Here is a 21,186-nt window from a genome sequence, read left to right as displayed (position 1 = left end):
GGCCAGCGGCTGTACCGGCCGCGCCCCGCGGGCTTATTCGTCGGTGACGTGGTCGGCCCAGGCCAGTGCCTGCAGGTGGGCCAGGTTGATCTGCTGGCTGCTCAGGTGCAGCAGCCCCGCCGCGCGGTTGAACATCGCGTCGTCGCTGGACTCGCAGGCCTCCGCCAAGGTCAGGAGGTCGCCCAGGAAGCCTTCGCGGCGCAGCAGCGCCGCCGAGACCGGCGCGGGCACGTTCAGCAAGCCGAGCGCCGACTCCATCGGCATGGACAGCATCACATCCAGCAGGGAGAAGATGCCCACGACGAACGCCTGGTCGGCCTCTTCGGGCGGCAGGGTTTCCTGCGCCAGCAGTTCCATGAGGCGGCCGCGCACCACGGCGGTCTGTCCGACGGACGACGGGGTTCCGCTCGCCCGCGACGCGGTGAGCAGCAGGGCCGCCCAGCGGAACAGGCGCTTGAGCCCCATGAGCATCACGGCCTGGCGGAAGGATGTGATCTCGCGCGACAAGCCGAAGCCCGCCGAGTTGATCAGGCGCATCAGGTTGAAGGCCAGGCCGGCGTCCTTCTTGAGGGTCTCCTCGATATCGGCCGTGGGCGCCTGTTTGCGCACCTGGTTGATGAGCTCGATGATGCTGGCCTGCGAGGGGCTCAGCAGCTTGGCTTCCACCAGCGCCGGGCGGGCAAACCAGTAGCCCTGGAACATCTGCACGCCGTGGCTGGACACCATGTCGTACTGCTGCGCGGTTTCCACCTTCTCGGCAATCAGCTCGGCTTTGGAGTGGCGGCCTGCGTAGCTGATCAGCACGGCGAGCTGGTCGGGGGCCAGCACCGAGAGGTCGAGCTTGATGTAGTCGGCCAGCGGCAGCCAGGGCGCGTAGGCGGACTGCAGCACGGTATGGTTGAACGCCAGGTGGAAGCCGCGTTCGCGCAGCTCCGCCAGGATGGGCATGCGCGTGGCGACCTCCTCCGAAGCCGCATGGCCCAGGGGCGGAATCTCCAGCACCACCTTGTCCGGGTCCACCAGCTCCAGGTGGCCGCCGGTGAGGCTTTCGTGCGTGCAGTTGACGAAAATGAGTTTCTTGCCGACTAGCTCTTCCGTGCCGGCGTGCGACAGCGCGGTGAACACCAGAATCACATCGGTGGCGGCCGTGTGGGCTGCGCCGGCGCGCGAGCGATTGAACAGCTCATACCCCACCACCACCTGCTGCGCATTCACGATGGCCTGCCGCGCAATCATCGCGACCGGTGCGTAGTTGCCGGGCTGCGGTGCGGAAGCGGTTCCAGGGGGGGAGTGTGGGGTCATGGGTGTCATTGTGGCAAGGAACGGCCGGCAGCCGGGTGCGGCCCGTCAAGGATTGTAGGAGCCATCGTATTCCCGCGGGCGGGGCAGGCGGCCGGGGATGCTCCGCGGATGGGGTGGCAAGTGTGCGCTGCGGATCGGGAGGGGCTGCGAGGCTTTGCAACACGGCAGGCCGCCCGAGGTCGCAGAGGTTCCCTAGCCCTGTTGCAGCCAGCGCAGTTCGTTGTCGGTGAAGCCGGCGCGGCGGCGCGCGGCCTCGTTGAAAGGGGGCCGCAGGCGCGGCGCCTCGTACTGCCGGACCAGCACGCTGTAGTGGTTTTCGGGGTCGAGCCCTTCGCGCTCGCACAGCCAGCGGTACCAGTGATTGCCGATCGCCACGTGGCCCACCTCGTCGCGCAGGATGGTGTCGAGGATGCCCACCGCGGCCAGCGCGTCGGGCGTGCCGACCTGGCGCAGCTTGGCCTGGATCTGCGGGGTGGCGTCCAGCCCGCGCGCCTCCATCGTGCGCGGCACCAGGGCCATGCGCGCCACGATGTCGTGCCGAGTCTTCTCGCACATGGTCCACAGCCCCTGGTGGGCGGGGAAATCGCCATAGTCATGGCCCTGGGTGCGCAGGTGGTCGCGCAGCAGACGGAAGTGGCGTGCTTCTTCGGCCGCAACCAGCATCCAGTCCAGGTAGTAGCTGCGGGGCATGCCTTCGAAGCGCCAGACGGCGTCCAGCGCCAGGTTGATCGCGTTGAACTCGATGTGCGCAATGGCGTGGATGAGCACCGCGCGCCCCTGGGGCGTTGCGGGCGAGCGGCGGGCCACGTCCGTGTGGTGCAGCAGGGAAGGGCGTTCCGGATGGCCGGGCAATGCCGGCAGGTCGGCGGGGAGGTCGAGCACGCCTTCTGCTATTAAAAGCGCAGCTGCTTGCGCTTGCAGGTCAAGCGTCGCAGCCGCTTTTTGCTCGGGGTCTGCAAGGCACAAGACCTGCAATGCACGGTGGCGAAGCTCCATCCTTACAATTCTAGGCCAACGCGGATCGGGCCCCGGCGGTACCGTGCCGCAGCCCGGCGTGCCGGAGGCCGCGCAGTTGCGGCCCGTTTCTGCTTTCTCCCCTTTGAGCTGGAGCCCTGTATGGCAATTTATGAACTGGATGGCGTGGCGCCGCAGCTGGCTGCGTCCGCCTGGGTGGCGGACAGCGCCGAGGTCATGGGCAACGTGGTGCTGGGCGAGGACGCGAGCGTGTGGTTCGGGGCCATCGTGCGGGGCGACACCGAGAGCATCACCATCGGCGCGGGCTCCAACATCCAGGACGCCAGCGTGCTGCATGCCGACTTCGGCCAGCCCCTGGTGGTGGGCGCGCGGGTGACCGTGGGCCACCAGGTCATGCTGCACGGCTGCACCATTGGCGACGAGTCGCTCATCGGCATCGGGGCCGTGGTGCTCAACGGCGCCAAGATCGGCAAGCACTGCCTGGTGGGCGCGGGCGCGCTGGTCACGGAGGGCAAGGAATTTCCCGACGGCTCCATGATCATCGGCAGCCCCGCCAAGGCCGTGCGCCAGCTCACGCCCGAGCAGATCGAGGGCCTGCGCCAGAGCGCGCAGCACTACATCGACAACGCGCGCCGCTTCCAGAGCGGCTTGCACAAAATCGGCTAAAGGGCCGGCATTTTTTGGAACCCTTGCGTGTCTGAACTCCACAAGTTTCTTTTTGAAGGCCTGCCCGTGCGCGGCATGATCGTGCGCCTGACCGACGCCTGGACCGAGATCCTGCGCCGCCGCTCGAGCAACACCGCCACCGGCGCCTACCCTGCGCCCGTGAGCGAGCTGCTGGGGGAGATGGCCGCCGCCGGGGTGCTGATGCAGTCCAACATCAAGTTCAACGGCGCGCTGGTGCTGCAGGTGTTTGGCGACGGCCCGGTGAAGCTGGCGGTGGCCGAGGTGCAGTCCGACCTGAGCCTGCGCGCCACGGCCACGCTGGTGGGCGAGGTGCCCGAGGGCGCGCGCCTGAGCCAGATGGTGAACGTGGCCGGCGGCGGACGCTGCGCCATCACGCTCGACCCGAAGGATCGCCACCCGGGCCAGCAGCCCTACCAGGGCGTGGTGCCGCTGCACGGTGACCGGCACGAAAAGCTGGAAAAACTCTCGGACGTTCTGCAGCACTACATGCTGCAGTCCGAGCAGCTCGACACCGTGCTCGTGCTGGGCGCCAACGACCAGGTCGCCGCGGGCCTGCTGATCCAGCGCATGCCCGTCAAGGGCGACGGCAACCTGGCCGGTGAAAGCCTGAGCCACCGCGAGAACGAGGACCAGATCGGCCGCAATGAGGACTACAACCGCATTGCGCACCTGGCCGCGAGCCTGACCCGCGAAGAGCTGCTGACGCTGGACGTGGACACCATCCTGCGCCGGCTGTTCTGGGAGGAAAAGCTGCTGCGCTTCGAACCCCAGCAGGGTGCCAGCGGCCCGCGCTTTGCCTGCACGTGCAGCCGCGAACGCGTAGGCAACATGCTGCGCAACCTCGGCGCCGAAGAGGCCGAAAGCATCCTGGCCGAGCGCGAGACCATCGAAGTGGGCTGCGAGTTCTGCGGCCAGCAGTACCGCTTTGACGCCGTGGATGCGGCCCAGCTCTTTGTGCCGTCCTCCGCCAGCCAGCCGCCCGGGCCGGCCGGGCTGCACTGAGCCGCCCACGCAGCGCTTGCCCGCGCTGACGACCGGCCGCTTCGGGGGGGCGGGAGAGCCTGCGGTGCAACTGCCCGCCCCGGTGGCCTGCGGGCGCAGCCTGGCACGGCGGGCCGCGCCGCTCCGAACCGCCCGGAAAACGCCGTAGCGCCGGCCCCCGGCGCGCTGACCATCATTGACAATCCCCCCGGCTCCGCGACCCTAAGATGGTCCTGCCACAGACAAGGTTCTGCGCAGGCCCGTCGGGAACGCCCGCAGGCCTGCCCGGTGCAGTGGCACTGCTGGAGGAGTTATGGGTTTCTTGCGTCGTGTATGGACAGCCGCTCGGGGCGAGGCGGTCGAGCCCGCACGCACCTCGCGCGATTTCATCAGCGCGCTGGGCGTGCCCGACTCGCTGCGCGCGGACACGGTACTGGCCACGCTGGACATCGACGCAGCCATCAACGCCCATGAGCGCTGGAAAGACCGTCTCATGGACTCCCTGGAAGGCCGCACGGACGACCTGGACCCCGCCGAGGTGCGCCGCAGCGACCAAGGCGAGCTGGGGCGGTGGCTGCACGGGTCCGGCGCCGATCTGCTGGGCGACCAGCCCGCCTTTGCCGTCCTGATCGCACGCCACGACTACTTTCTTGCCCAGGCGGCGCTGCTGGTGGAGTTGACGCAGCAGGGCCAGTGGGCCCGGGCGCTGCAGGTGTTCCATGGCGGGTACCGGTATGGGTCCAGCCAGGTGGTGCTGTTGCTCAAGCAACTCAAGCGCGGCCTGCTGAACGCGAGCTGATCCGCACGCTCACGCACGTGCTGTCGCGGCGGGCCATCCTTGCGGGCCCGGACTGCCGCTACTCACTCTGCCCCGGTGCGATCCTGCCCAGCAGGGCCGAGAACAGCCGGTGCTCGCACACGGGGTCGCTGCACTTTTCGCAGTGGCCCGCTCGGAGCCGCGCCGGCCGTTCAGCCGCCGGGGCTAATGCCTGGTCCAGAAGGGTCCGGTCCGCGGGGCTGAACGCACCGGGCACGGTGGCCCGGATCGTGCGGAGCGCTTGCGTCTCCCGCTGCTTGCCCGCCCCGTAGATCACCCGGTACGCCAAGCCCGCCCGTGCGAGGCTGCTGCGCAGGCGGGCATCGGCCGCCTCGCGGGCGGTCTGCTCCGCGGGCGCGCAAGACCCGTCCAGGCCCATCAGCAGCGTGAGGGCGGGGCGCGGGGCGGCGTCGGGCCATTGCGCCAGTTCGCCCAGGGTGTTACCGCAGAGAATGCGGAGGTTTGCGTGGGCCAGGCGCAGCCGCAAGGCGGCGCCCAGCGCCTCGGCGCCGGAGCCCGCAGTCCCCAGCACGAACACAAGAAGGGGCGGCGTGCCTGTGCCGCTCAGGGGCTCCGGGCCGGGAGAGGCTCCAGTTGGCACGGGGATCCCGCAGGTGGCCGTGGCACCCGCATCAACGCGGGGTGAACTGCACGTACACCTCGTTGGGCTTGACCATGCCCAATTCGCTGCGCGCCTTTTCCTCGACCATGTCCAGGCCTTCCTTGAGATCGCTGACCTCCGAGGCAAGCCGCTCGTTGGTGTGGCGCACCTGTTCGTTGGCGGCCTTCTGCACATCAATCTGCCGCTGCATCTCGTTGACGCGCGGCACGCTGCCCCGGCCCAGCCACAGTTGCGCATGCAGGGCCGCCAGCAGCGCCAGCAGGATGACGGGGATGATGCGAGAGTTCACAGACGGGTCCTGCGTGCGAGAAAGCGCAGGCCGGCCGCGCGAGGCGGCCGGCGGCCAGGGTTACTTCAGGTTGTAGAACGCAGCGCGGCCAGGGTACTGTGCGATCTCGCCCAGGTCTTCCTCGATGCGCAGCAGCTGGTTGTACTTGGCGATGCGGTCCGAGCGCGACAGCGAGCCGGTCTTGATCTGGCCAGCGTTGGTGCCCACCGAGATGTCGGCGATGGTGCTGTCTTCGGTCTCGCCGGAGCGGTGCGAGATCACGGCGGTGTAGCCGGCGCGCTTGGCCATTTCGATGGCGGCAAAGGTTTCGGTCAGCGTGCCGATCTGGTTGATCTTGATGAGGATCGAGTTGGCAATGCGCTTGTCGATGCCTTCCTTCAGGATCTTGGTGTTGGTCACGAACAGGTCGTCGCCCACCAGCTGCACCTTGTCGCCCAGGCGTTCCGTCAGGTGCTTCCAGCCGTCCCAGTCGCCTTCGTGCATGCCGTCTTCGATGCTGATGATGGGGTACTTGTCGACCCAGGCGGCCAGCATGTCGGTCCACTGTTCGGCCGACAGCTTGATGCCGCCTTCGCCTTCCAGCACGTACATGCCGTCCTTGTAGAACTCGCTGGCGGCGCAGTCCAGGCCCAGGGCGATCTGTTCGCCTGCGGTGTAGCCTGCGGCGTCGATGGCCTGCAGGATCAGCTGGATGGCGGCTTCATGGTTCTCGACGGAGGGGGCAAAGCCGCCTTCGTCGCCCACGGCCGTGCTCATGCCCTTGTCGTGGATGATTTTCTTGAGCGCGTGGAACACTTCCGCGCCCCAGCGCACGGCTTCACGGAACGTGGGGGCGCCCACGGGGATGATCATGAACTCCTGCAGGTCCAGGCTGTTGTTGGCATGCGCGCCGCCGTTGATCACGTTCATCATGGGCACGGGCAGTTGCACGCTGCCCATGCCGCCCAGGTAGCGGTACAGGGGCAGGCCGGATTCTTCGGCGGCAGCGCGGGCCACGGCCATGGAGACGGCGAGCATGGCGTTGGCGCCCAGGCGGCTCTTGTTCTCGGTGCCGTCCAGGTCGATCAGGGTCTTGTCCAGGAAGGCCTGCTCGGAGGCGTCCAGGCCCAGCACGGCTTCGCTGATCTCGGTGTTGATGTGCTCCACGGCCTTGAGCACGCCCTTGCCCAGGTAGCGGCTCTTGTCGCCATCGCGCATTTCAATGGCTTCGCGGCTGCCGGTGGACGCGCCCGAGGGCACGGCGGCGCGGCCCATCACGCCCGATTCCAGCAGCACGTCGCATTCGACGGTGGGGTTGCCGCGGCTGTCGAGAATCTCGCGGCCGACGATGTCAACGATGGCACTCATGGTTTTCCTTTTGCAGAAGTTTTAAATCAAATCAGGCTCTAGCGCCCACTGTATAAGCACTAGCAGCTATCAATTAATGAGCAATCCTGCCCGGCGCGGTCACACGCCTTCCACGCACACCATGCGCATGATGGCCGCGCCCTCGCGGGCAGCCTTGGCCTTTTGGTATTCGGGCGTGTCGTAGAAGGCGCGGGCGGCCTCGAAGCTGGGGAACTTGAGGATCACCGTGCGGCCGGGGTTCCAGTCGCCTTCCAGCACCTCCACCTTGCCGCCGCGCACGCACACTTCGGCGCCATGCGCCTGCATGGCCAGCGTGCTCCACTTGCGGTACTCCTCGTACTGGGTAGGGTTGGTCACGGTGACGGACGCGATGATGTAACCACTGCTCATGATGTCTTCAGGCTCCAAAGTTGTTTTCGAGGAATCCGCTCTTCTTGGTGGCCTCGTCCAGCACCACCAGCGTTTCCAGCAGCGCCTTCATGTGCTTGAGCGGCACGGCGTTCGGGCCGTCCGACCAGGCTTCGGCCGGTCGGGGGTGCGTTTCCATGAACAGGCCCGCCACGCCCACCGCCACGCCTGCGCGGGCCAGCACGGGCACCATTTCGCGCGCGCCGCCACTGGTGCCGCCCAGGCCGCCGGGCTTTTGCACCGAATGGGTCACGTCGAACACCACGGGCGCGCCGGAGTTGCGCATCTCGGCCAGGCTGGTCATGTCGGCCACCAGGTTGTTGTAGCCAAAGCTCACACCGCGCTCGCAAGCCAGGAACCGGTCTTCCGACAGGCCCACCTCGCGTGCGGCGGCGCGGGCCTTGTCGATGACGTTCTTCATGTCCCAGGGCGCGAGGAACTGGCCCTTCTTGATGTTCACCGGCTTGCCCGACTGCGCCACGGCGCGGATGAAATCCGTCTGGCGGCACAGGAAGGCCGGCGTTTGCAGCACATCGACCACGCTGGCCACCTCGGCCACGTGCGAGGTGTCGTGCACGTCGGTCAGGATGGGCAGCTGCAGCTGGCGGCGCACTTCATCGAGGATCTTCAGGCCGGCGTCAATGCCGACGCCGCGCTTGCTGGTGCCGGACGAGCGGTTGGCCTTGTCGAACGAGCCCTTGTAGATCAGCGGAATGCCCAGCGGAGCACAGGCTTCCTTGAGCTGGCCCGCCACGTCGAGCGACATCTCCAGGCCCTCGATGGAGCAGGTGCCGGCGATCAGGAAGAAGCGCTGGTCGAGGCCGACGTTGAATCCGCACAGCTGCATGGTGGAGCCCCTTTTATGCCTTCTTGGCGGCTTGCTGGTGTTCCACGGCCGCCTTGATGAAGGCGTTGAACAGCGGGTGGCCGTTCCAGGGCGTGGACTTGAACTCGGGGTGGAACTGCACGCCGATGAACCACGGGTGCACGTTGTGGGGCAGCTCCACGATCTCGGTGAGCTGCTCGCGCTGGGTCAGCGCCGAGATCACGAGGCCGGCCTTGCGCAGCTGGTCCAGGTAGTTCACGTTGGCTTCGTAGCGGTGGCGGTGGCGCTCGGTCACCACGTCGCCGTAGATGCTGTGGGCCAGCGTGTCCTTGGCCACGTCCGAGCTTTGCGCGCCCAGGCGCATGGTGCCGCCCAGGTCGGAGTTCTCGTCGCGCGTTTTGATGGTGCCGTCGGCGTCCTTCCACTCGGTGATCAGGGCGATCACGGGGTGGGGGGTGGTCGGGTCGAATTCGGTGCTGTTGGCGTTGGCCAAGCCCGCCACGTGGCGGGCATATTCGATGGTGGCCACCTGCATGCCCAGGCAGATGCCCAGGTAGGGCACCTTGTGCTCGCGGGCGAACTGGGCCGTGGCGATCTTGCCTTCCACACCGCGCACCCCGAAGCCGCCGGGCACCAGGATGGCGTCGTACTTGGCCAGCTTTTGCGCTGCGTCCGCGCTTTCGATGGTTTCGGAATCGACGTGCTCGATCTTCACGCGCACATGATTCTTCATGCCGGCGTGGCGCAGGGCCTCGTTCACCGACTTGTAGCTGTCCGACAGGTCCACATACTTGCCCACCATGGCGACGGTGACCTCGCCCTGCGGGTGCTCGGTTTCGTAGACCAGATCGTCCCAGCGCTTGAGGCTGGTGGGGGGCGTGTTGAGGCGCAGCTTGTCGCAGATCAGGCCGTCCAGGCCCTGTTCGTGCAGCATGCGGGGCACCTTGTAGATGGTGTCCACGTCCCACATGCTGATCACGCCCCATTCGGGCACGTTGGTGAACAGCGAGATCTTGCCGCGCTCTTCCTCGGGAATGCGGCGGTCGGCGCGGCACAGCAGCGCGTCGGGCTGAATGCCGATCTCGCGCAGCTTCTGCACCGTGTGCTGGGTGGGCTTGGTCTTGAGCTCACCCGCCGCCGCGATGAACGGTAGGTAGGTCAGGTGCACGAAGGCGGCGTTGTTGGGGCCGAGCTTCAGGCTCAGCTGGCGCACGGCCTCCAGGAAGGGCAGCGACTCGATGTCGCCCACGGTGCCGCCGATCTCGACGATCGCCACGTCCACAGCGTCCGCAGTGCCCACGCCGGCACCGCGCTTGATGTACTCCTGGATTTCGTTGGTGACGTGCGGGATCACCTGCACCGTTTTGCCCAGGTAGTCGCCGCGGCGCTCCTTCTCCAGCACGGACTGGTAGATGCGGCCCGTGGTGAAGTTGTTGGTCTTCTTCATGCGCGTTTCAATGAAACGCTCATAGTGGCCCAGGTCCAGATCGGTCTCGGCCCCGTCGTCGGTCACGAAGACTTCGCCGTGCTGAAACGGCGACATCGTGCCGGGGTCGACGTTGATGTAGGGGTCTAGCTTGATGAGGGTGACTTTGAGTCCCCGCGATTCGAGGATCGCGGCAAGGGAGGCTGAGGCGATTCCCTTACCGAGGGAAGACACCACACCGCCGGTGACGAAGACAAATTTGGTCATGTCTGAAGGGGGCCTCTCGCGAGAGGTCCCCTGGTGGTGGGAAATTGGAATTATAGAGGGCGGCCCCGCAGGCCTCCCGCCCCGCAGGGCAACCCGTCTGCTAAATTCGCCCCATGAATGAGCTTGCTGGCAAACACATTGTTCTGGGTCTGAGCGGGGGCGTGGCTTGCTACAAGGCGGCCGATCTGTGCCGCCAGCTCATCAAGGAAGGCGCTACCGTGCAGGTGGTGATGACCGAGGCCGCGGAGCAGTTCATCACGCCCGTCACCCTGCAGGCGCTGTCGGGGCGCACGGTGTACGGCTCGCAGTGGGATGCGCGCGAGCCCAACAACATGCCCCATATCAACCTGAGCCGCGAGGCCGATGCGATCCTGATCGCGCCGTGCAGCGCGGACTTCATCGCCCGCCTGGCCCAGGGCCGGGCCGACGAGCTGCTCAGCCTGCTGTGCCTGGCGCGACCGGCCCAGCGCGTGCCCCTGCTGCTGGCACCGGCCATGAACCGCGAGATGTGGGCGCATCCCGCCACGCAGCGCAACCTGGCCCAGGTGGCGCAGGACGGCGCCACGGTGCTGGCCGTGGGCAACGGCGACCAGGCCTGTGGCGAGACGGGCGATGGGCGCATGCTGGAGCCGCTGGAGTTGCTGGACGAGCTGGTGGCGTTCTTTGCCCCCAAGGTGCTGGCGGGGCAGCGGGTGCTGGTCACCGCAGGGCCCACCTTCGAGGCCATCGACCCGGTGCGCGGCATCACCAACCTGTCCAGCGGCAAGATGGGGTTTGCCATTGCGCGCGCGGCCCGCGAGGCGGGCGCCGACGTGACGCTGGTGGCCGGCCCGGTGCACGTGCCCACGCCCCGCGGCGTGCGCCGGCTGGACGTGCGTTCGGCCGAGGAAATGCTGGCCGCGGTGGAACAGCAGGTTCCGCAGGCGTCGGTGTTCATTGCCACGGCGGCCGTGGCCGACTGGCGGCCGGCGGCGACGTCCGCCCAGAAGATCAAGAAGGACGGGTCCGGCCAGACGCCCGTGCTGGAGTTCGTGGAAAACCCCGACATCCTGGCCCGCGTGGCCCAGTCGGCCCGCGCCCAGGCGGGGGCGCTGTTCTGCGTGGGTTTTGCCGCCGAGAGCCATGACCTGCTCGCGCATGCCACGGCCAAACGGGCCCGCAAGGGCGTTCCGCTGCTGGTGGGCAATATCGGCCCGGCCACCTTTGGGCAGGATGACAACGCCTTGCTGCTGGTGGACGCCCAGGGCCACCGCGAACTGCCCCATGCGTCCAAGCGCGTGCTGGCCCGCCAGCTTGTTGACGACATCGCCGCGCGCTTGAAGGCGCAGCGCGGCTGACCTGCCGCGGGACGGAGGCCCCATGAAGACAGGTGCCACGAAGCCGGAATGGGACACGCCTGCGGATGGCGATTTCGCCCGGTATGTGGAGCGCCTCACCGCGCCTGCGCCCACTCCCGTGCAGGGTGGGCATGCCGCACGGTCGTCGGCAGCCGCGCCACCGCCGTCTGCGGTGGACGCGCTGCGCGCACCGGCTGCTCCGGTGGCTGCGACAGGCCTGCCGGACCTTGCCCAGGCACTTCAGCCGGTGGCCGGCGTGTTGCGTGCCGTGCGGGCTGTCGTGTTGCTGCTCGTCCTGGGGCATGCTGTCGCCTTGTTCTTCTTCCGCCACGGTTCGTTGCCCGGCCTGGTCGTGATGGGCATAGCCTGGTGGGGGCTGGGCTGGCTGGCCGAGTCGCTGCCCGGGGTGGCGGCCCGCGTGGCGCAATCCGCCGCGGCACCGCGGCGCGCCGCACAGACCGGGCCAACGCAGCGGCAGACTCGCCCGCAGAACAACCCACAAGGAAAGAAAAAACGCAGTGAACATTGACATCAAGATTCTTGACCCGCGCATGGCGGACCAGCTTCCCGCCTACGCCACGCCCGGCAGTGCCGGCCTGGACCTGCGCGCCTGCCTGGACGCCTCGCTCACCCTGCAGCCCAATGCCTGGCAGCTGGTGCCCACCGGCATTGCGATGTACCTCAAGGACCCCGGCTATGCCGCGCTCATCCTCCCGCGCTCGGGGCTTGGGCACAAGCACGGCATCGTGCTGGGCAACCTGGTGGGTTTGATTGACAGCGACTACCAGGGCCAGCTCATGGTCAGCGCCTGGAACCGCAGCGACACCGCCTTCACGCTGGAGCCCATGGAGCGCCTGGCACAACTGGTCATCGTGCCCGTAGTGCAGGCCCGCTTCAATGTGGTCACCGAGTTCGCCGCCACGCAGCGGGGCGAGGGGGGCTACGGATCGACGGGCAAGGCGTGAGTCTGCGCTGTTCTTGCTGAAGGGGCGGGCACACTTGTCGGACAGGGCTTACGTTTCGAAGGCTCTGTTACCGACGGGTCGTCTGCCCCTGTGTCTACGGCGTGGGAAGCTACTGCGTTGTTCCAATCAAGCCATGCGCAACAAGGCTCCCCTTTCCGCTTCTGGCGGGCCGTGCGCCAGCCCTCACAAAAAGGAGTACTGAATATGCTGAAGATCCAACGTCCCCTCGCCATTGCAGGCACCCTGGTCCTGGCGGGTTCCCTCGCCGCGTGCGGCCACAACCGGCCGGCGCCCGCACCGCAATACTCGGGTGGCTACTCCGGCGGCTACCAGACCGCGCCGGCGTACCCGAATAATCCCCAAGGCACCGAGTACGGCCGCGTGTCCAACATCGAAGTGCTGCAAGGCCGCTCGCAGGGCACCTCGGGCGCCGGTGCCGTGATCGGTGCGGTGGTGGGCGGCGTGCTGGGCAACCAGATCGGCAAGGGCTCGGGGCGCGCGGCCGCCACGGGCGTGGGCGTGGTGGGCGGCGCCCTGGCAGGCAATGCCATCGAAGGCCGCAACAACGCCCAGGAAGCGCAGGGCTACCGCATCTCGGTGCAACTGGACCAGGGCGGCTACCGCGTCTATGACGTGCCGCACCCCGGCGACCTGCGCATCGGCGATCGCGTGCGCCTCTACAACGGCCAGCTGTCCCGCCTGTAAGCAGCGCGGCGGTACGCCGGCGAGCCTTCAGACTTGCCGGCGCATGCACTTCCCATCAGTGCAGCAGATCGTTGCCCGGGGCCTGGGCATGGACGCGGAAGAATCCGGTTCCGGCGCTGCCGCGACCGATCTCCTCTTCGGTGGCATCGCGCACCGCATGCACGCGCAGTTGCAGGCGTAGCGCAATGCCTGCCAGGGGATGGTTGCCGTCCAGCACGATGTGCTCGGGGTAGATCTCGGCCACCGTGTAGAGCACTCCGGCGCGGGGCGCCGCCGGGTTGCATTCCGCCGGCAGGGCGCTGCCCTCGAAGGTCATGCCTTCTTCAATTTCTGCCGGGAACAGGGCGCGGCTCTCCAGAAAGAGCAGCTGGTCGTTGAAATCGCCAAAGGCGTCTTCCGGCTCCAGGTGCAGGGCGAGGGTGGCGCCTGGCCCGTGCCCTTGCAGGGCTTCTTCGATGCGGGGCAGGAGGTCATCGCCCCCCACCAAGAATTCCACGGGCTCGTCCAGAACATCCAGTTCTTCGCCCAGCGTGTCTTTGAGCGTCCAGGTCAGTGCGACCACACATTGTTGGGTGATTTCCATAGGAGAATTGTCGCAGTTCGACCCACCAGCCCGTCAAACGGGCAATTGCCTCCATGGACACCCAGCAATCCCTGCCCCTCCTCGGGGGGCTCTCCCCCGCCCAATTCATGCGCCGCCATTGGCAGAAAAAGCCTTTGCTGGTGCGCCAGGCCATCGCGCAGTTTGCGCCGCCCGTGCTGCGGTCCGAGCTGTTTGCGTTGGCGGCCCAGGACGGTGTGGAGTCGCGTCTGGTGCAGTCCGCCAAGGGCGTGTGGAAGCTGCGCCACGGCCCGTTTGCGCGCCGCTCGCTGCCAGCGCTGAGCCAGCCCCAGTGGACGTTGCTGGTCCAGGGCGTGGACTTGCACAACGACGCCGTGCACGCGCTGATGCAGCAGTTCCGTTTTGTCCCGGAGGCGCGGCTGGATGACCTCATGATCAGCTATGCCACCGATGGCGGGGGGGTGGGTCCGCATTTCGACAGCTACGACGTGTTTTTGCTGCAGGCCCACGGCAAGCGGCGCTGGCGCATCGGGCGCCAGAAGGAGCTGAAGCTGCGCGAGGGCATCCCCCTCAAGGTACTGGCGAAGTTCGAGCCGGAGGAGGAATATGTGCTGGAGCCCGGCGACATGCTCTACCTGCCCCCGGGGTATGCCCACGATGGCATTGCCGAGGGCGAATGCATGACGTATTCGGTCGGCTTCAAGGTTCCGTCACGGGCCGAACTGGCGCAGGAGCTGCTCGTGCGGCTGGCCGAAGATGCGGGGGACGAGGACAAGCCGCTGCTGTACCGCGATGCGCGGCAGGAGGCCGTGGAGCAGCCGGGCGCCATTCCGCCGGCACTGCAGGGCTTCGCGCGCGAGGCGCTGGACCGCGCACTGGCCCAGCCGCTGGTGCTCGAGCGTGCGCTGGGCGAGTACCTGACCGAACCCAAGCCCAACGTGTGGTTTGAACCCGGCGAATCTGGCGTGATGCTGGAAGGGGTGCGCCTGGACCGCCGCACCCGCATGATGTATGACGCGCACCATGTGTTCATCAACGGGGAAAGCTACCGTGCCGGCGGCCGCGACGCGACGCTCATGCGCCGCCTGGCCGATGTGCGGCAACTGACCGCCCGCGAGCTGGCGCGCGCCAGTGACGACGCCCTGGAGTTGCTGTCGTCCTGGTGCGATGCGGGCTGGGCCCAGCCCTGGGCCGGCTGAACCGCGGGACCGGACGGGCACCGCACAGGAGACATCTGATGACTGACGCTCCCTCTCCGGCATCGCCGCCGGGCTCTGCAACCCAGCCCCCTGGGGTCCAGGGCTTGCCGGTGGGCCGCTTCAGCGGCCGTGACGCGTTTGTCCAGCTGGTGCGTGACGCGCTGGCCACGGCGGCGCGCGAAGGGTGGAAGGAAATCGTCATCAGTGACGCGAACTTCCACGACTGGCCGCTGGGCGAGCGCAGCGTGATGGAATCGCTGCAGGAATGGGCGCACAGCGGCCGGCGCTTCACGATGCTGGCCTGCAGCTACGACGAGGTGGTGCGCCGGCATCCGCGGTTTGTGCGGTGGCGGGGCACCTGGGACCACATCATTACCTGCCGCCGCAGCCCCGCGGCCGACCCGCTGGACATTCCCAGCGTGCTGTGGTCCCCGCAGTGGGTCCTGCAGCGGCTCGATCCCGTGCGGTGCGTGGGCATTACCGGAGCAGAGCCGGAGCGCCGGGTGCTGCTGCGGGAAACCCTCGGTGAATGGCTGCGCAGCAAGAGCGCGCCGGGATTCCCCGCATCGACGCTGGGACTGTGAGTCGTGGCTTACTATTTTTTGCTTTGTGCCGTGTCAAGTGGACGTAAAGGTTTCGTCAGTGTTAGCCACTATTGACTGAAAGCCAATATAATCGATGGCTGCGCCGAAGTGGTGCAAGCCAAGCGCACCGTCCATGCGTGCCGGGGCTTCCAGGAGCCTGACGCCGTGGCTTTTCAAGATTCTGTCTGTCCAAATAGGAAAATCGAAATGAAGAATTCTCTCGTTCTGGCCGCCCTGATCGCTGCTGCTGCCCTCGCCGCCTGCGGCAAGAAGGAAGAGCCCGCTCCTGCACCGGCTCCCGCTCCTGCAGTGGAAGCGCCTGCTGCCGCTCCCGCTCCTGCTGCTTCCGAAGCCGCTCCCGCCGCTCCTGCTGCTTCCGAAGCCGCTCCTGCTGCTGACGCTGCCAAGGCTGCTGCCGACGCAGCTGCTTCCGCAGCCGCTGGTGCATCCGCAGCCAAGTAAGCGCTTGTCTTCGCGGTAGGGCGGACCGAGAGGCCCGCACACCCGAAAGCCCCGTACCGCAAGGTCGGGGCTTTTTTGTTTTCGGCCGCCCCCTTTTTGGGCGGCCCTTGTCTCGCAGGGGCTCGCTGCCGGTGTCAGCGCCGGCGCGCCTCTCAGCAAAGGTGCGGGCCTAAAAGGCTTCCCCCATCCAGGCGGTGCCGGTGGTCGGGCTGGCCACCTGGATGGCCTCGGCGGGCCAGTCCAGGGCCGCGCCCAGTGCTTGCTGCGCCAGGGCGGGGACGTTGTTGCGCGCACTGAGGTGCGCCGCCACCACGCACCGCAGGCCCGGGTGCCGGACGGCCTGGAGAATGCCTGCCGTCGCGGTGTTGGCCAGGTGCCCGTAGAGACCCCCCACCCGCCGCTTCAGGAACAGGGGGTAGCTGGAGTTTTGCAGCAATTCCGGGTCGTGGTTGGCTTCGATCATCAGGGCGTGGCAGCCCTGCAGCTGCTGCAGCACATGTTCGCTGGCGTGACCCAGGTCGGTGACGATGCCCACATGGGTCGCGCCGTCCGAACAGCGCAGCTGCAGCGGCTCGCGGGCGTCGTGCGGCACGGCGAACGGCAGCGCGCCGAAGGCGCCCAGGTCCAGCGGCTCCATGTCGTGGGCGATGCGCAGCATGCCGTCGAAGTCCGGCTCGCCCAGGGCCAGGTAGGTGCCCTGGCTCATCCACACCGGAATGCGGAACCGCGTTGCCACGGCGCGGGCGCAACCGATGTGGTCGGAGTGCTCGTGGGTGATGAAAAGGGCGTCCAGGTCTTCAATGCCCAGCGCTGCCTGTGCCAGGCGCGCCTGCAGCTGCCGGATGCCCAGCCCGCAGTCCACCAGCAGCCGGGCCACTTGCGTCCCGCTGCGGCCCTCCACCACGGTGGCATTGCCCGTGCTGCCGCTGCCCAGGTTCTTGAATCGCAGCATGTGCAGAGGGCGAACGAAGGCGTTGAGGGGGAATTGACGCCACCGTCCGCCAGCGCCGGCGCACGCGGTCGCCCCGGGGAGGGGCGTGCGCACGGCCGGGCCGCGCAGGCGCGGCTGGGTTTACTTCAGGTCGTCGGCAATCACGCGCACGATGCGCTCGGCGTTGGCCGAGGTCTCGGGTGCGCCAGCTTCGTTGAGCACCGACACGGTGCTGGCGTCGCCCTGGCTGCGCACGACGATGCGGTACTTCAGGGGCGGCGTGGCGGCCGACGAGCCACTGAACAGCTTGCCGAAGAAGCCGGGTTCCTTCTTGTCCGCATTGGGGGCCACGTAGCGCACGAAGTACGTGCCTTCATTGCGGTTGCGGTCTTCGACGGTGAAGCCGGTGCGGTCCAGAGCCAGGCCCACGCGGCGCCATGCGCGGTCAAAGCCCTCGTCCAGCTGGACCACCGGCTGGTTGCCCACGGTGGCCATGCGGGCGGCCTGCGCACGGGGCGCGGCAGGCGCGGCGGCCACGGCCTTGGATTGCTCCTGGCTCACGCCCAGCTTGACCATCAGGCGGCGCAGGAATTCGGTTTCCAGCTCGGGGTCGGACGGGCGGGGCTGCCAGACGGTGTTGTCCTTGGCCTGGGTGTTGTAGACCTCGATCATCCCGCGGTGGGTGATGTAGATCTCGGTGCCGCCGTTGGCCGTGCGCTCCAGGCGCGTGCGGAACTTGTCGCGTTCGCCGGTGGAGTACAGGGAGTCCATCAGCTTGCCGATGGTCGAGCGGATGAAATCCTGGGGCAGCTTGGCACGGTTCTCGGCCCAGTCCGTTTCCATGATGCCCACATTGGCGTCGGCCTGGTCGAGGTTGAAGCCGTTCTCCTGCCAGAAGTCGCGCACCGGCTCCCACAGCTTGTCGGCCGGGCGGTTCACCACCAGCCAGCGCTGGTTGCCATCGCGTTCGATGCGCACGTCGCCCAGTTGCAGGGCGGCGGCATTGGCGGTGCCCGAGGGCTGGGCGGCCTGGCCCGCCTGCAGGGCGGCGGCGGAGACCGTTCCGCCCGGCACGGCGTAGCGCGAGTCGCGCGACAGCTGCGTCAGATCGGGAGGGACCTCCAGGGTCGAGCCCTTGGCGGCGCTCTTGTAGTCGATCTTGTCCCCTTCCAGGGCGGCGCAGGCAGACAGGGCCATGGCAAGGGCCAGCAGGCCCAGACGGGTGGTAGCAGCTTTCACGCGGAAATCCTCGGGAGAGTGGTGTCTCAGGGAGCGGGCGCGGCCCGGGTTCAGAGCAGGCCGCTGGTGCGCAGCGCGGACTCGACGATGGCTTCGTTGCCGTGGGACAGCGGGGTCATGGGCAGGCGCATCGTGCCGCCGCACAGTCCCATGCGGGCCATGGCCCACTTCACGGGAATGGGGTTGGCTTCCACGAACAGGTGCTTGTGCACGGGCATGAGCTGGAACTGGATTTCCATGGCCCGGCGCACGTTGCCCGCAATGGCTGCCACGCACAGTTCGTGCATCAGGCGCGGCGCCACATTGGCTGTCACGCTGATGTTGCCCTGGCCGCCGCACAGCATGAGGGCCACGGCGGTGGGGTCGTCGCCCGAGTACACGCCAAAGCCCTTGGGCACGTCGCGGATGAGCCACTGCGCCCGCTCGATGTTGCCGGTGGCTTCCTTGATGCCGATGATGCCGGGCACCTGGGCCAGGCGCAGCACGGTGTCGTGCTGCATATCGGCTACCGAGCGGCCGGGCACGTTGTACAGCACGATGGGCAGGTCGCCCGTGGCTTCGGCGATGGCCTTGAAGTGCTGGTACTGGCCCTCTTGCGTGGGCTTGTTGTAGTAGGGGACGACCTGCAGCTGGCTATCGGCGCCCACCTTCTTGGCGAACTTGGCCAGTTCGATGGCTTCAGCCGTGGAGTTGGCGCCGCAGCCGGCCATGATGGGCACGCGCTTGGCGGACTGTTCCACCGCCACGCGGATGATTTCGCAGTGCTCTTCCACGTTCACCGTGGGCGATTCGCCGGTGGTACCCACCACGCCAATGCAGTCGGTGCCTTCGGCGATATGCCAGTCGATGAGCTTGCGCAGGGTGGGGTAGTCCACGCTGCCGTCTTCCAGCATGGGGGTGACGAGGGCGACGATGCTGCCGGTGAGTGGCACGGAAGAAGAAGTCATGTCCGCAGTGGTGAACGGTAAAAGGGCATTCTAACGAGTGCGCGTGGGCAAAAGATGTCGGTGGGGCGCCTGCGTGTCCGGGAGTTCCCGCACGGCCGTGACGCGCTGCACGAAACGCGCCGGTGCTTCCGCGAAGCCGTCCTCATAGCCCACCACGCGCAGGCCGGTGCAGGCGCGCAGCAGCTCGCCGGGCTCCAGCAGGAACTCGGCCCGCGCGGGCCGGCCCACGCTGCCCTGGCCGCGCGCAAAAGTTTCATACAGGAGCACGCCGCCTGCGGCCACGCTGGCAACAAGCGTGGGCAGCAAGGGGCGCCACAGGTAGTGGGTGACCACCACCGCATCGAACTGGCGCCCGGCAAAGGGCCACGGCCCGTTCTCGATGTCCGCGCAGACCAGCTCGCCCAGCCCTTCGCACGCGGCCAGCGCGTCCGGGGAGCGGTCCACCCCCGTGACCTGCATTCCCTGGCCGTGGAGCCAGCGCAGATGGCGGCCGGCGCCGCAGGCCACGTCAAGCACGCGGCCCTGGGGCGGGATGAGGTGCGCCCAGCGGCACACCCATTCAGAGGGAGCTTCGGTTCCGTGCATGCGGTTTGCTATTAAAAATATAGCTGCTTGCGCTTGTTGCAAAAGGGCTGGAGCCCAAAAATTCTCGAATTCTGGCCGGCCGCGCCGGGGCCCTGTCCGTTCTGCCGGAGAGCCATCGTGGGGGCATTGACCGCTCGACGCGTACGGACCATCCCTAGAAGCAGCTCCACAGCTGGTCGGCCACCATCACCATGAAGTCGCTGGCGGTGTAGAGGCCGAAGACGGCTAGGCAGGCCAGCGCCGCCACGGCCCAGCCCAGCCAGCGCATGCCGCCGGTGCGGCGGGCGGAGGGTGGGGCAGTGGGGTGGGTGCGCATGATGGGCAGGGAAGAGTGGCGCGAACTCAGGCGGCAGAAGTGGCAGAAGTGGCCGAGGGGGCCGGGGCGCGGCGGATGGGGCTTTCCTTGACGGGGAGGTTCACCAGCCCGGCAAAAATGCCCAGGCCGATGGCGATGTACCACACGATATCGTAGCTGCCGGTGGCATCGTACAGATAGCCGCCCAGCCACACGCCCAGGAAGCTGCCGATCTGGTGGCTGAAGAACACGAAGCCGCCCAGCATGGACAGGTGCTGCACGCCGAAAATCTGCGCGATGGTGGCGTTGGTGGGGGGCACGGTCGAGAGCCACAGCGATCCCATCACCGCGGAGAACACATACACCGATACCGGCGACAGCGGCACGAGCAAGAACACGCTGATGGCGACGGCCCGCGCGAAATAGATGAAGGCCAGGATGTGCCGCTTGGGCATGCGCTGGCCCAGCGTGCCGGCCACATAGGTGCCCAGCACATTGAACAGCCCGATCAGCGCCAGCGCATAGCTGGCGACCTGGGGCGAGAGGCCGTGGTCCTTCAGATAGCTGGGCATGTGCACGCCAATGAACACCACCTGAAAGCCGCACACGAAGTAGCCGGCCATCAGCAGGTTGAAGCTGGGATAGCGGAAGGCCTCCGACAACGCCTGCAGCACCGTCTGCTCACGCCGGACCGAGGCCGCGGCCGCCGTGAAGCCCGGCTCGCGCAGGCCGAACGCCAGGGGCACGATCAGCAGCACCAGCAGCGACAGCGCGAGCAGCGCCTGCTGCCAGCCCAGCCCGGCAATCAGCCAGCCCTCGACCGGGACCATCAGGAACTGCCCGAAGGAGCCCGCCGCCGCGGCCACGCCCATGGCCCACGAGCGCCGCTCGGGGGCGATCTGCCGCCCCAGCACGCCGTAGATGACGGCGTAGGTGGTGCCGGCCTGGGCGGCGCCGATCAGCACCCCGGCGGTCAGCGTGAACACCAGCGGCGTGGGCGACAGGGCCATGCCCGCCAGGCCCAGTCCATAAAGGACGGCCCCGCCCATCAGCACGCGGAAAGCGCCGAACCGGTCGGCCACCATGCCGGCAAAGATGCCGATCAGCCCCCAGGACAGGTTTTGCACCGCGATGGCCAGCGCGAACGACTGGCGGTTCCACCCCATCTCCTGGGTGATGGGCAGCAGCCACAGGCCAAAGCCGTGCCGGATGCCCATCGACAGGGTGACGACAGCGGCGCCGCAGGCGAGCACCTGGGCCATGGACAGTTTCGGTGGATTCGTAGGCATGCGCAGGAATGTAACGAATCTTCTCACCCTGTGCCGGGCAGGGGCGTTGCCGGCTGGCCCGGCCCTTCCCAGGGCGGTTTCGGCCCCTCTCGGGCGTCACAACGCAGAGATGGCCTGTTTTTATATCCAGCTTTTATGC

General features: G+C 67.6%; 25 protein-coding genes. 10 read left to right on the top strand and 15 right to left on the bottom strand.

Annotated elements, in window-relative coordinates:
- Positions 1–33: 33 nt before the first annotated feature.
- Together LWW96_RS13435 and LWW96_RS13430 are read right to left on the bottom strand one after the other, a co-directional pair.
- A complete protein-coding gene (locus LWW96_RS13435; RefSeq protein ID WP_291487783.1) occupies positions 34–1,302 on the bottom strand; it encodes an HDOD domain-containing protein in 1,269 nt (422 codons plus the stop codon).
- 192 nt (positions 1,303–1,494) lie between these two features.
- Positions 1,495–2,298: a ferritin-like domain-containing protein gene (locus tag LWW96_RS13430; RefSeq protein ID WP_291487781.1), complete on the bottom strand. Its 804-nt coding sequence runs from the start codon at positions 2,296–2,298 to the stop codon at positions 1,495–1,497.
- A 120-nt stretch (positions 2,299–2,418) separates the two neighbouring features.
- Between LWW96_RS13430 and LWW96_RS13425 the strand changes: the two genes are divergently transcribed.
- The 3 genes from LWW96_RS13425 to LWW96_RS13415 all read left to right on the top strand — a co-directional run bounded on the left by LWW96_RS13425 (position 2,419) and on the right by LWW96_RS13415 (position 4,744).
- Positions 2,419–2,943 (top strand): gamma carbonic anhydrase family protein, encoded by a 525-nt coding sequence (locus LWW96_RS13425; RefSeq protein WP_291487780.1) that lies wholly within the window; start codon positions 2,419–2,421, stop codon positions 2,941–2,943.
- A gap of 27 nt (positions 2,944–2,970) precedes the next feature.
- Positions 2,971–3,966, top strand: coding sequence for an Hsp33 family molecular chaperone HslO (locus tag LWW96_RS13420; RefSeq protein WP_291487778.1), 996 nt, complete (start codon positions 2,971–2,973; stop codon positions 3,964–3,966).
- Positions 3,967–4,258: 292 nt separating this feature from the next.
- Positions 4,259–4,744: a CZB domain-containing protein gene (locus tag LWW96_RS13415; protein ID WP_291487776.1), complete on the top strand. Its 486-nt coding sequence runs from the start codon at positions 4,259–4,261 to the stop codon at positions 4,742–4,744.
- A gap of 58 nt (positions 4,745–4,802) precedes the next feature.
- Here LWW96_RS13415 and LWW96_RS13410 read toward each other — a convergent pair whose 3' ends face one another.
- The 6 genes from LWW96_RS13410 to LWW96_RS13385 all read right to left on the bottom strand — a co-directional run bounded on the left by LWW96_RS13410 (position 4,803) and on the right by LWW96_RS13385 (position 9,947).
- Positions 4,803–5,363, bottom strand: a complete 561-nt coding sequence (locus LWW96_RS13410; protein ID WP_291487774.1) for a hypothetical protein — start codon at positions 5,361–5,363, stop codon at positions 4,803–4,805.
- A 31-nt stretch (positions 5,364–5,394) separates the two neighbouring features.
- The gene (locus tag LWW96_RS13405; protein ID WP_291487772.1) at positions 5,395–5,673 is read right to left on the bottom strand and encodes a septum formation initiator family protein; all 279 of its coding nucleotides are present in this window, start codon (positions 5,671–5,673) and stop codon (positions 5,395–5,397) included.
- 60 nt (positions 5,674–5,733) lie between these two features.
- A complete protein-coding gene (gene eno, locus LWW96_RS13400) occupies positions 5,734–7,020 on the bottom strand; it encodes a phosphopyruvate hydratase (RefSeq protein ID WP_291487771.1) in 1,287 nt (428 codons plus the stop codon).
- A 99-nt stretch (positions 7,021–7,119) separates the two neighbouring features.
- On the bottom strand, positions 7,120–7,410 hold the full coding sequence (locus tag LWW96_RS13395) for a DUF1330 domain-containing protein (RefSeq protein WP_291487769.1): 291 nt from the start codon (positions 7,408–7,410) through the stop codon (positions 7,120–7,122).
- A 7-nt stretch (positions 7,411–7,417) separates the two neighbouring features.
- Complete coding sequence (gene kdsA / locus LWW96_RS13390) at positions 7,418–8,275, bottom strand: 3-deoxy-8-phosphooctulonate synthase (RefSeq protein ID WP_291487767.1); 858 nt, start codon at positions 8,273–8,275, stop codon at positions 7,418–7,420.
- A 13-nt stretch (positions 8,276–8,288) separates the two neighbouring features.
- Positions 8,289–9,947, bottom strand: coding sequence for a CTP synthase (locus LWW96_RS13385; protein WP_291487765.1), 1,659 nt, complete (start codon positions 9,945–9,947; stop codon positions 8,289–8,291).
- 113 nt (positions 9,948–10,060) lie between these two features.
- Between LWW96_RS13385 and coaBC the strand changes: the two genes are divergently transcribed.
- The 4 genes from coaBC (at position 10,061) to LWW96_RS13365 (ending at position 12,954) form a co-directional block, all read left to right on the top strand.
- Positions 10,061–11,284: a bifunctional phosphopantothenoylcysteine decarboxylase/phosphopantothenate--cysteine ligase CoaBC gene (gene coaBC, locus LWW96_RS13380; protein WP_291487763.1), complete on the top strand. Its 1,224-nt coding sequence runs from the start codon at positions 10,061–10,063 to the stop codon at positions 11,282–11,284.
- 22 nt (positions 11,285–11,306) lie between these two features.
- Positions 11,307–11,813, top strand: a complete 507-nt coding sequence (locus LWW96_RS13375) for a hypothetical protein (RefSeq protein ID WP_291487761.1) — start codon at positions 11,307–11,309, stop codon at positions 11,811–11,813.
- Entirely contained in the window at positions 11,803–12,249 is a 447-nt protein-coding gene (gene dut, locus LWW96_RS13370) for a dUTP diphosphatase (protein ID WP_291487759.1), read from the top strand. The genes LWW96_RS13375 and dut overlap by 11 nt, the downstream gene beginning before the upstream one ends.
- A gap of 204 nt (positions 12,250–12,453) precedes the next feature.
- Positions 12,454–12,954 (top strand): glycine zipper 2TM domain-containing protein, encoded by a 501-nt coding sequence (locus LWW96_RS13365; protein WP_291487757.1) that lies wholly within the window; start codon positions 12,454–12,456, stop codon positions 12,952–12,954.
- A 55-nt stretch (positions 12,955–13,009) separates the two neighbouring features.
- Here LWW96_RS13365 and LWW96_RS13360 read toward each other — a convergent pair whose 3' ends face one another.
- Complete coding sequence (locus tag LWW96_RS13360) at positions 13,010–13,537, bottom strand: peptidylprolyl isomerase (protein ID WP_291487755.1); 528 nt, start codon at positions 13,535–13,537, stop codon at positions 13,010–13,012.
- A 53-nt stretch (positions 13,538–13,590) separates the two neighbouring features.
- Between LWW96_RS13360 and LWW96_RS13355 the strand changes: the two genes are divergently transcribed.
- The 3 genes from LWW96_RS13355 (at position 13,591) to LWW96_RS13345 (ending at position 15,761) form a co-directional block, all read left to right on the top strand.
- Positions 13,591–14,715 (top strand): cupin domain-containing protein, encoded by a 1,125-nt coding sequence (locus tag LWW96_RS13355; protein WP_291487753.1) that lies wholly within the window; start codon positions 13,591–13,593, stop codon positions 14,713–14,715.
- A 38-nt stretch (positions 14,716–14,753) separates the two neighbouring features.
- Positions 14,754–15,299: a hypothetical protein gene (locus tag LWW96_RS13350; protein ID WP_291487751.1), complete on the top strand. Its 546-nt coding sequence runs from the start codon at positions 14,754–14,756 to the stop codon at positions 15,297–15,299.
- Positions 15,300–15,506: 207 nt separating this feature from the next.
- Positions 15,507–15,761, top strand: coding sequence for a hypothetical protein (locus LWW96_RS13345; protein WP_291487749.1), 255 nt, complete (start codon positions 15,507–15,509; stop codon positions 15,759–15,761).
- Positions 15,762–15,930: 169 nt separating this feature from the next.
- Here the strand turns inward: LWW96_RS13345 and LWW96_RS13340 are convergent, their stop codons facing one another.
- The 6 genes from LWW96_RS13340 to LWW96_RS13315 all read right to left on the bottom strand — a co-directional run bounded on the left by LWW96_RS13340 (position 15,931) and on the right by LWW96_RS13315 (position 21,047).
- Positions 15,931–16,713 carry an MBL fold metallo-hydrolase gene (locus LWW96_RS13340; protein ID WP_291487747.1) on the bottom strand — a complete coding sequence of 261 codons (783 nt, stop codon included), beginning with the start codon at positions 16,711–16,713 and terminating at the stop codon, positions 15,931–15,933.
- A gap of 120 nt (positions 16,714–16,833) precedes the next feature.
- On the bottom strand, positions 16,834–17,931 hold the full coding sequence (gene bamC, locus LWW96_RS13335) for an outer membrane protein assembly factor BamC (RefSeq protein WP_291487745.1): 1,098 nt from the start codon (positions 17,929–17,931) through the stop codon (positions 16,834–16,836).
- A gap of 50 nt (positions 17,932–17,981) precedes the next feature.
- A complete protein-coding gene (gene dapA, locus LWW96_RS13330) occupies positions 17,982–18,878 on the bottom strand; it encodes a 4-hydroxy-tetrahydrodipicolinate synthase (RefSeq protein ID WP_291487743.1) in 897 nt (298 codons plus the stop codon).
- A gap of 30 nt (positions 18,879–18,908) precedes the next feature.
- Entirely contained in the window at positions 18,909–19,463 is a 555-nt protein-coding gene (locus LWW96_RS13325) for a class I SAM-dependent methyltransferase (protein WP_291487740.1), read from the bottom strand.
- 154 nt (positions 19,464–19,617) lie between these two features.
- Entirely contained in the window at positions 19,618–19,779 is a 162-nt protein-coding gene (locus LWW96_RS13320; protein WP_291487803.1) for a hypothetical protein, read from the bottom strand.
- A gap of 26 nt (positions 19,780–19,805) precedes the next feature.
- Entirely contained in the window at positions 19,806–21,047 is a 1,242-nt protein-coding gene (locus LWW96_RS13315) for an MFS transporter (protein ID WP_291487738.1), read from the bottom strand.
- Positions 21,048–21,186 lie beyond the last annotated feature (139 nt).

Origin of the sequence: Acidovorax sp. (genome assembly GCF_021287135.1) — a bacterium.
Taxonomy (GTDB): Bacteria; Pseudomonadota; Gammaproteobacteria; order Burkholderiales; family Burkholderiaceae_C; genus Acidovorax.
This window is presented reverse-complemented; position numbering and strand designations above follow the sequence as displayed.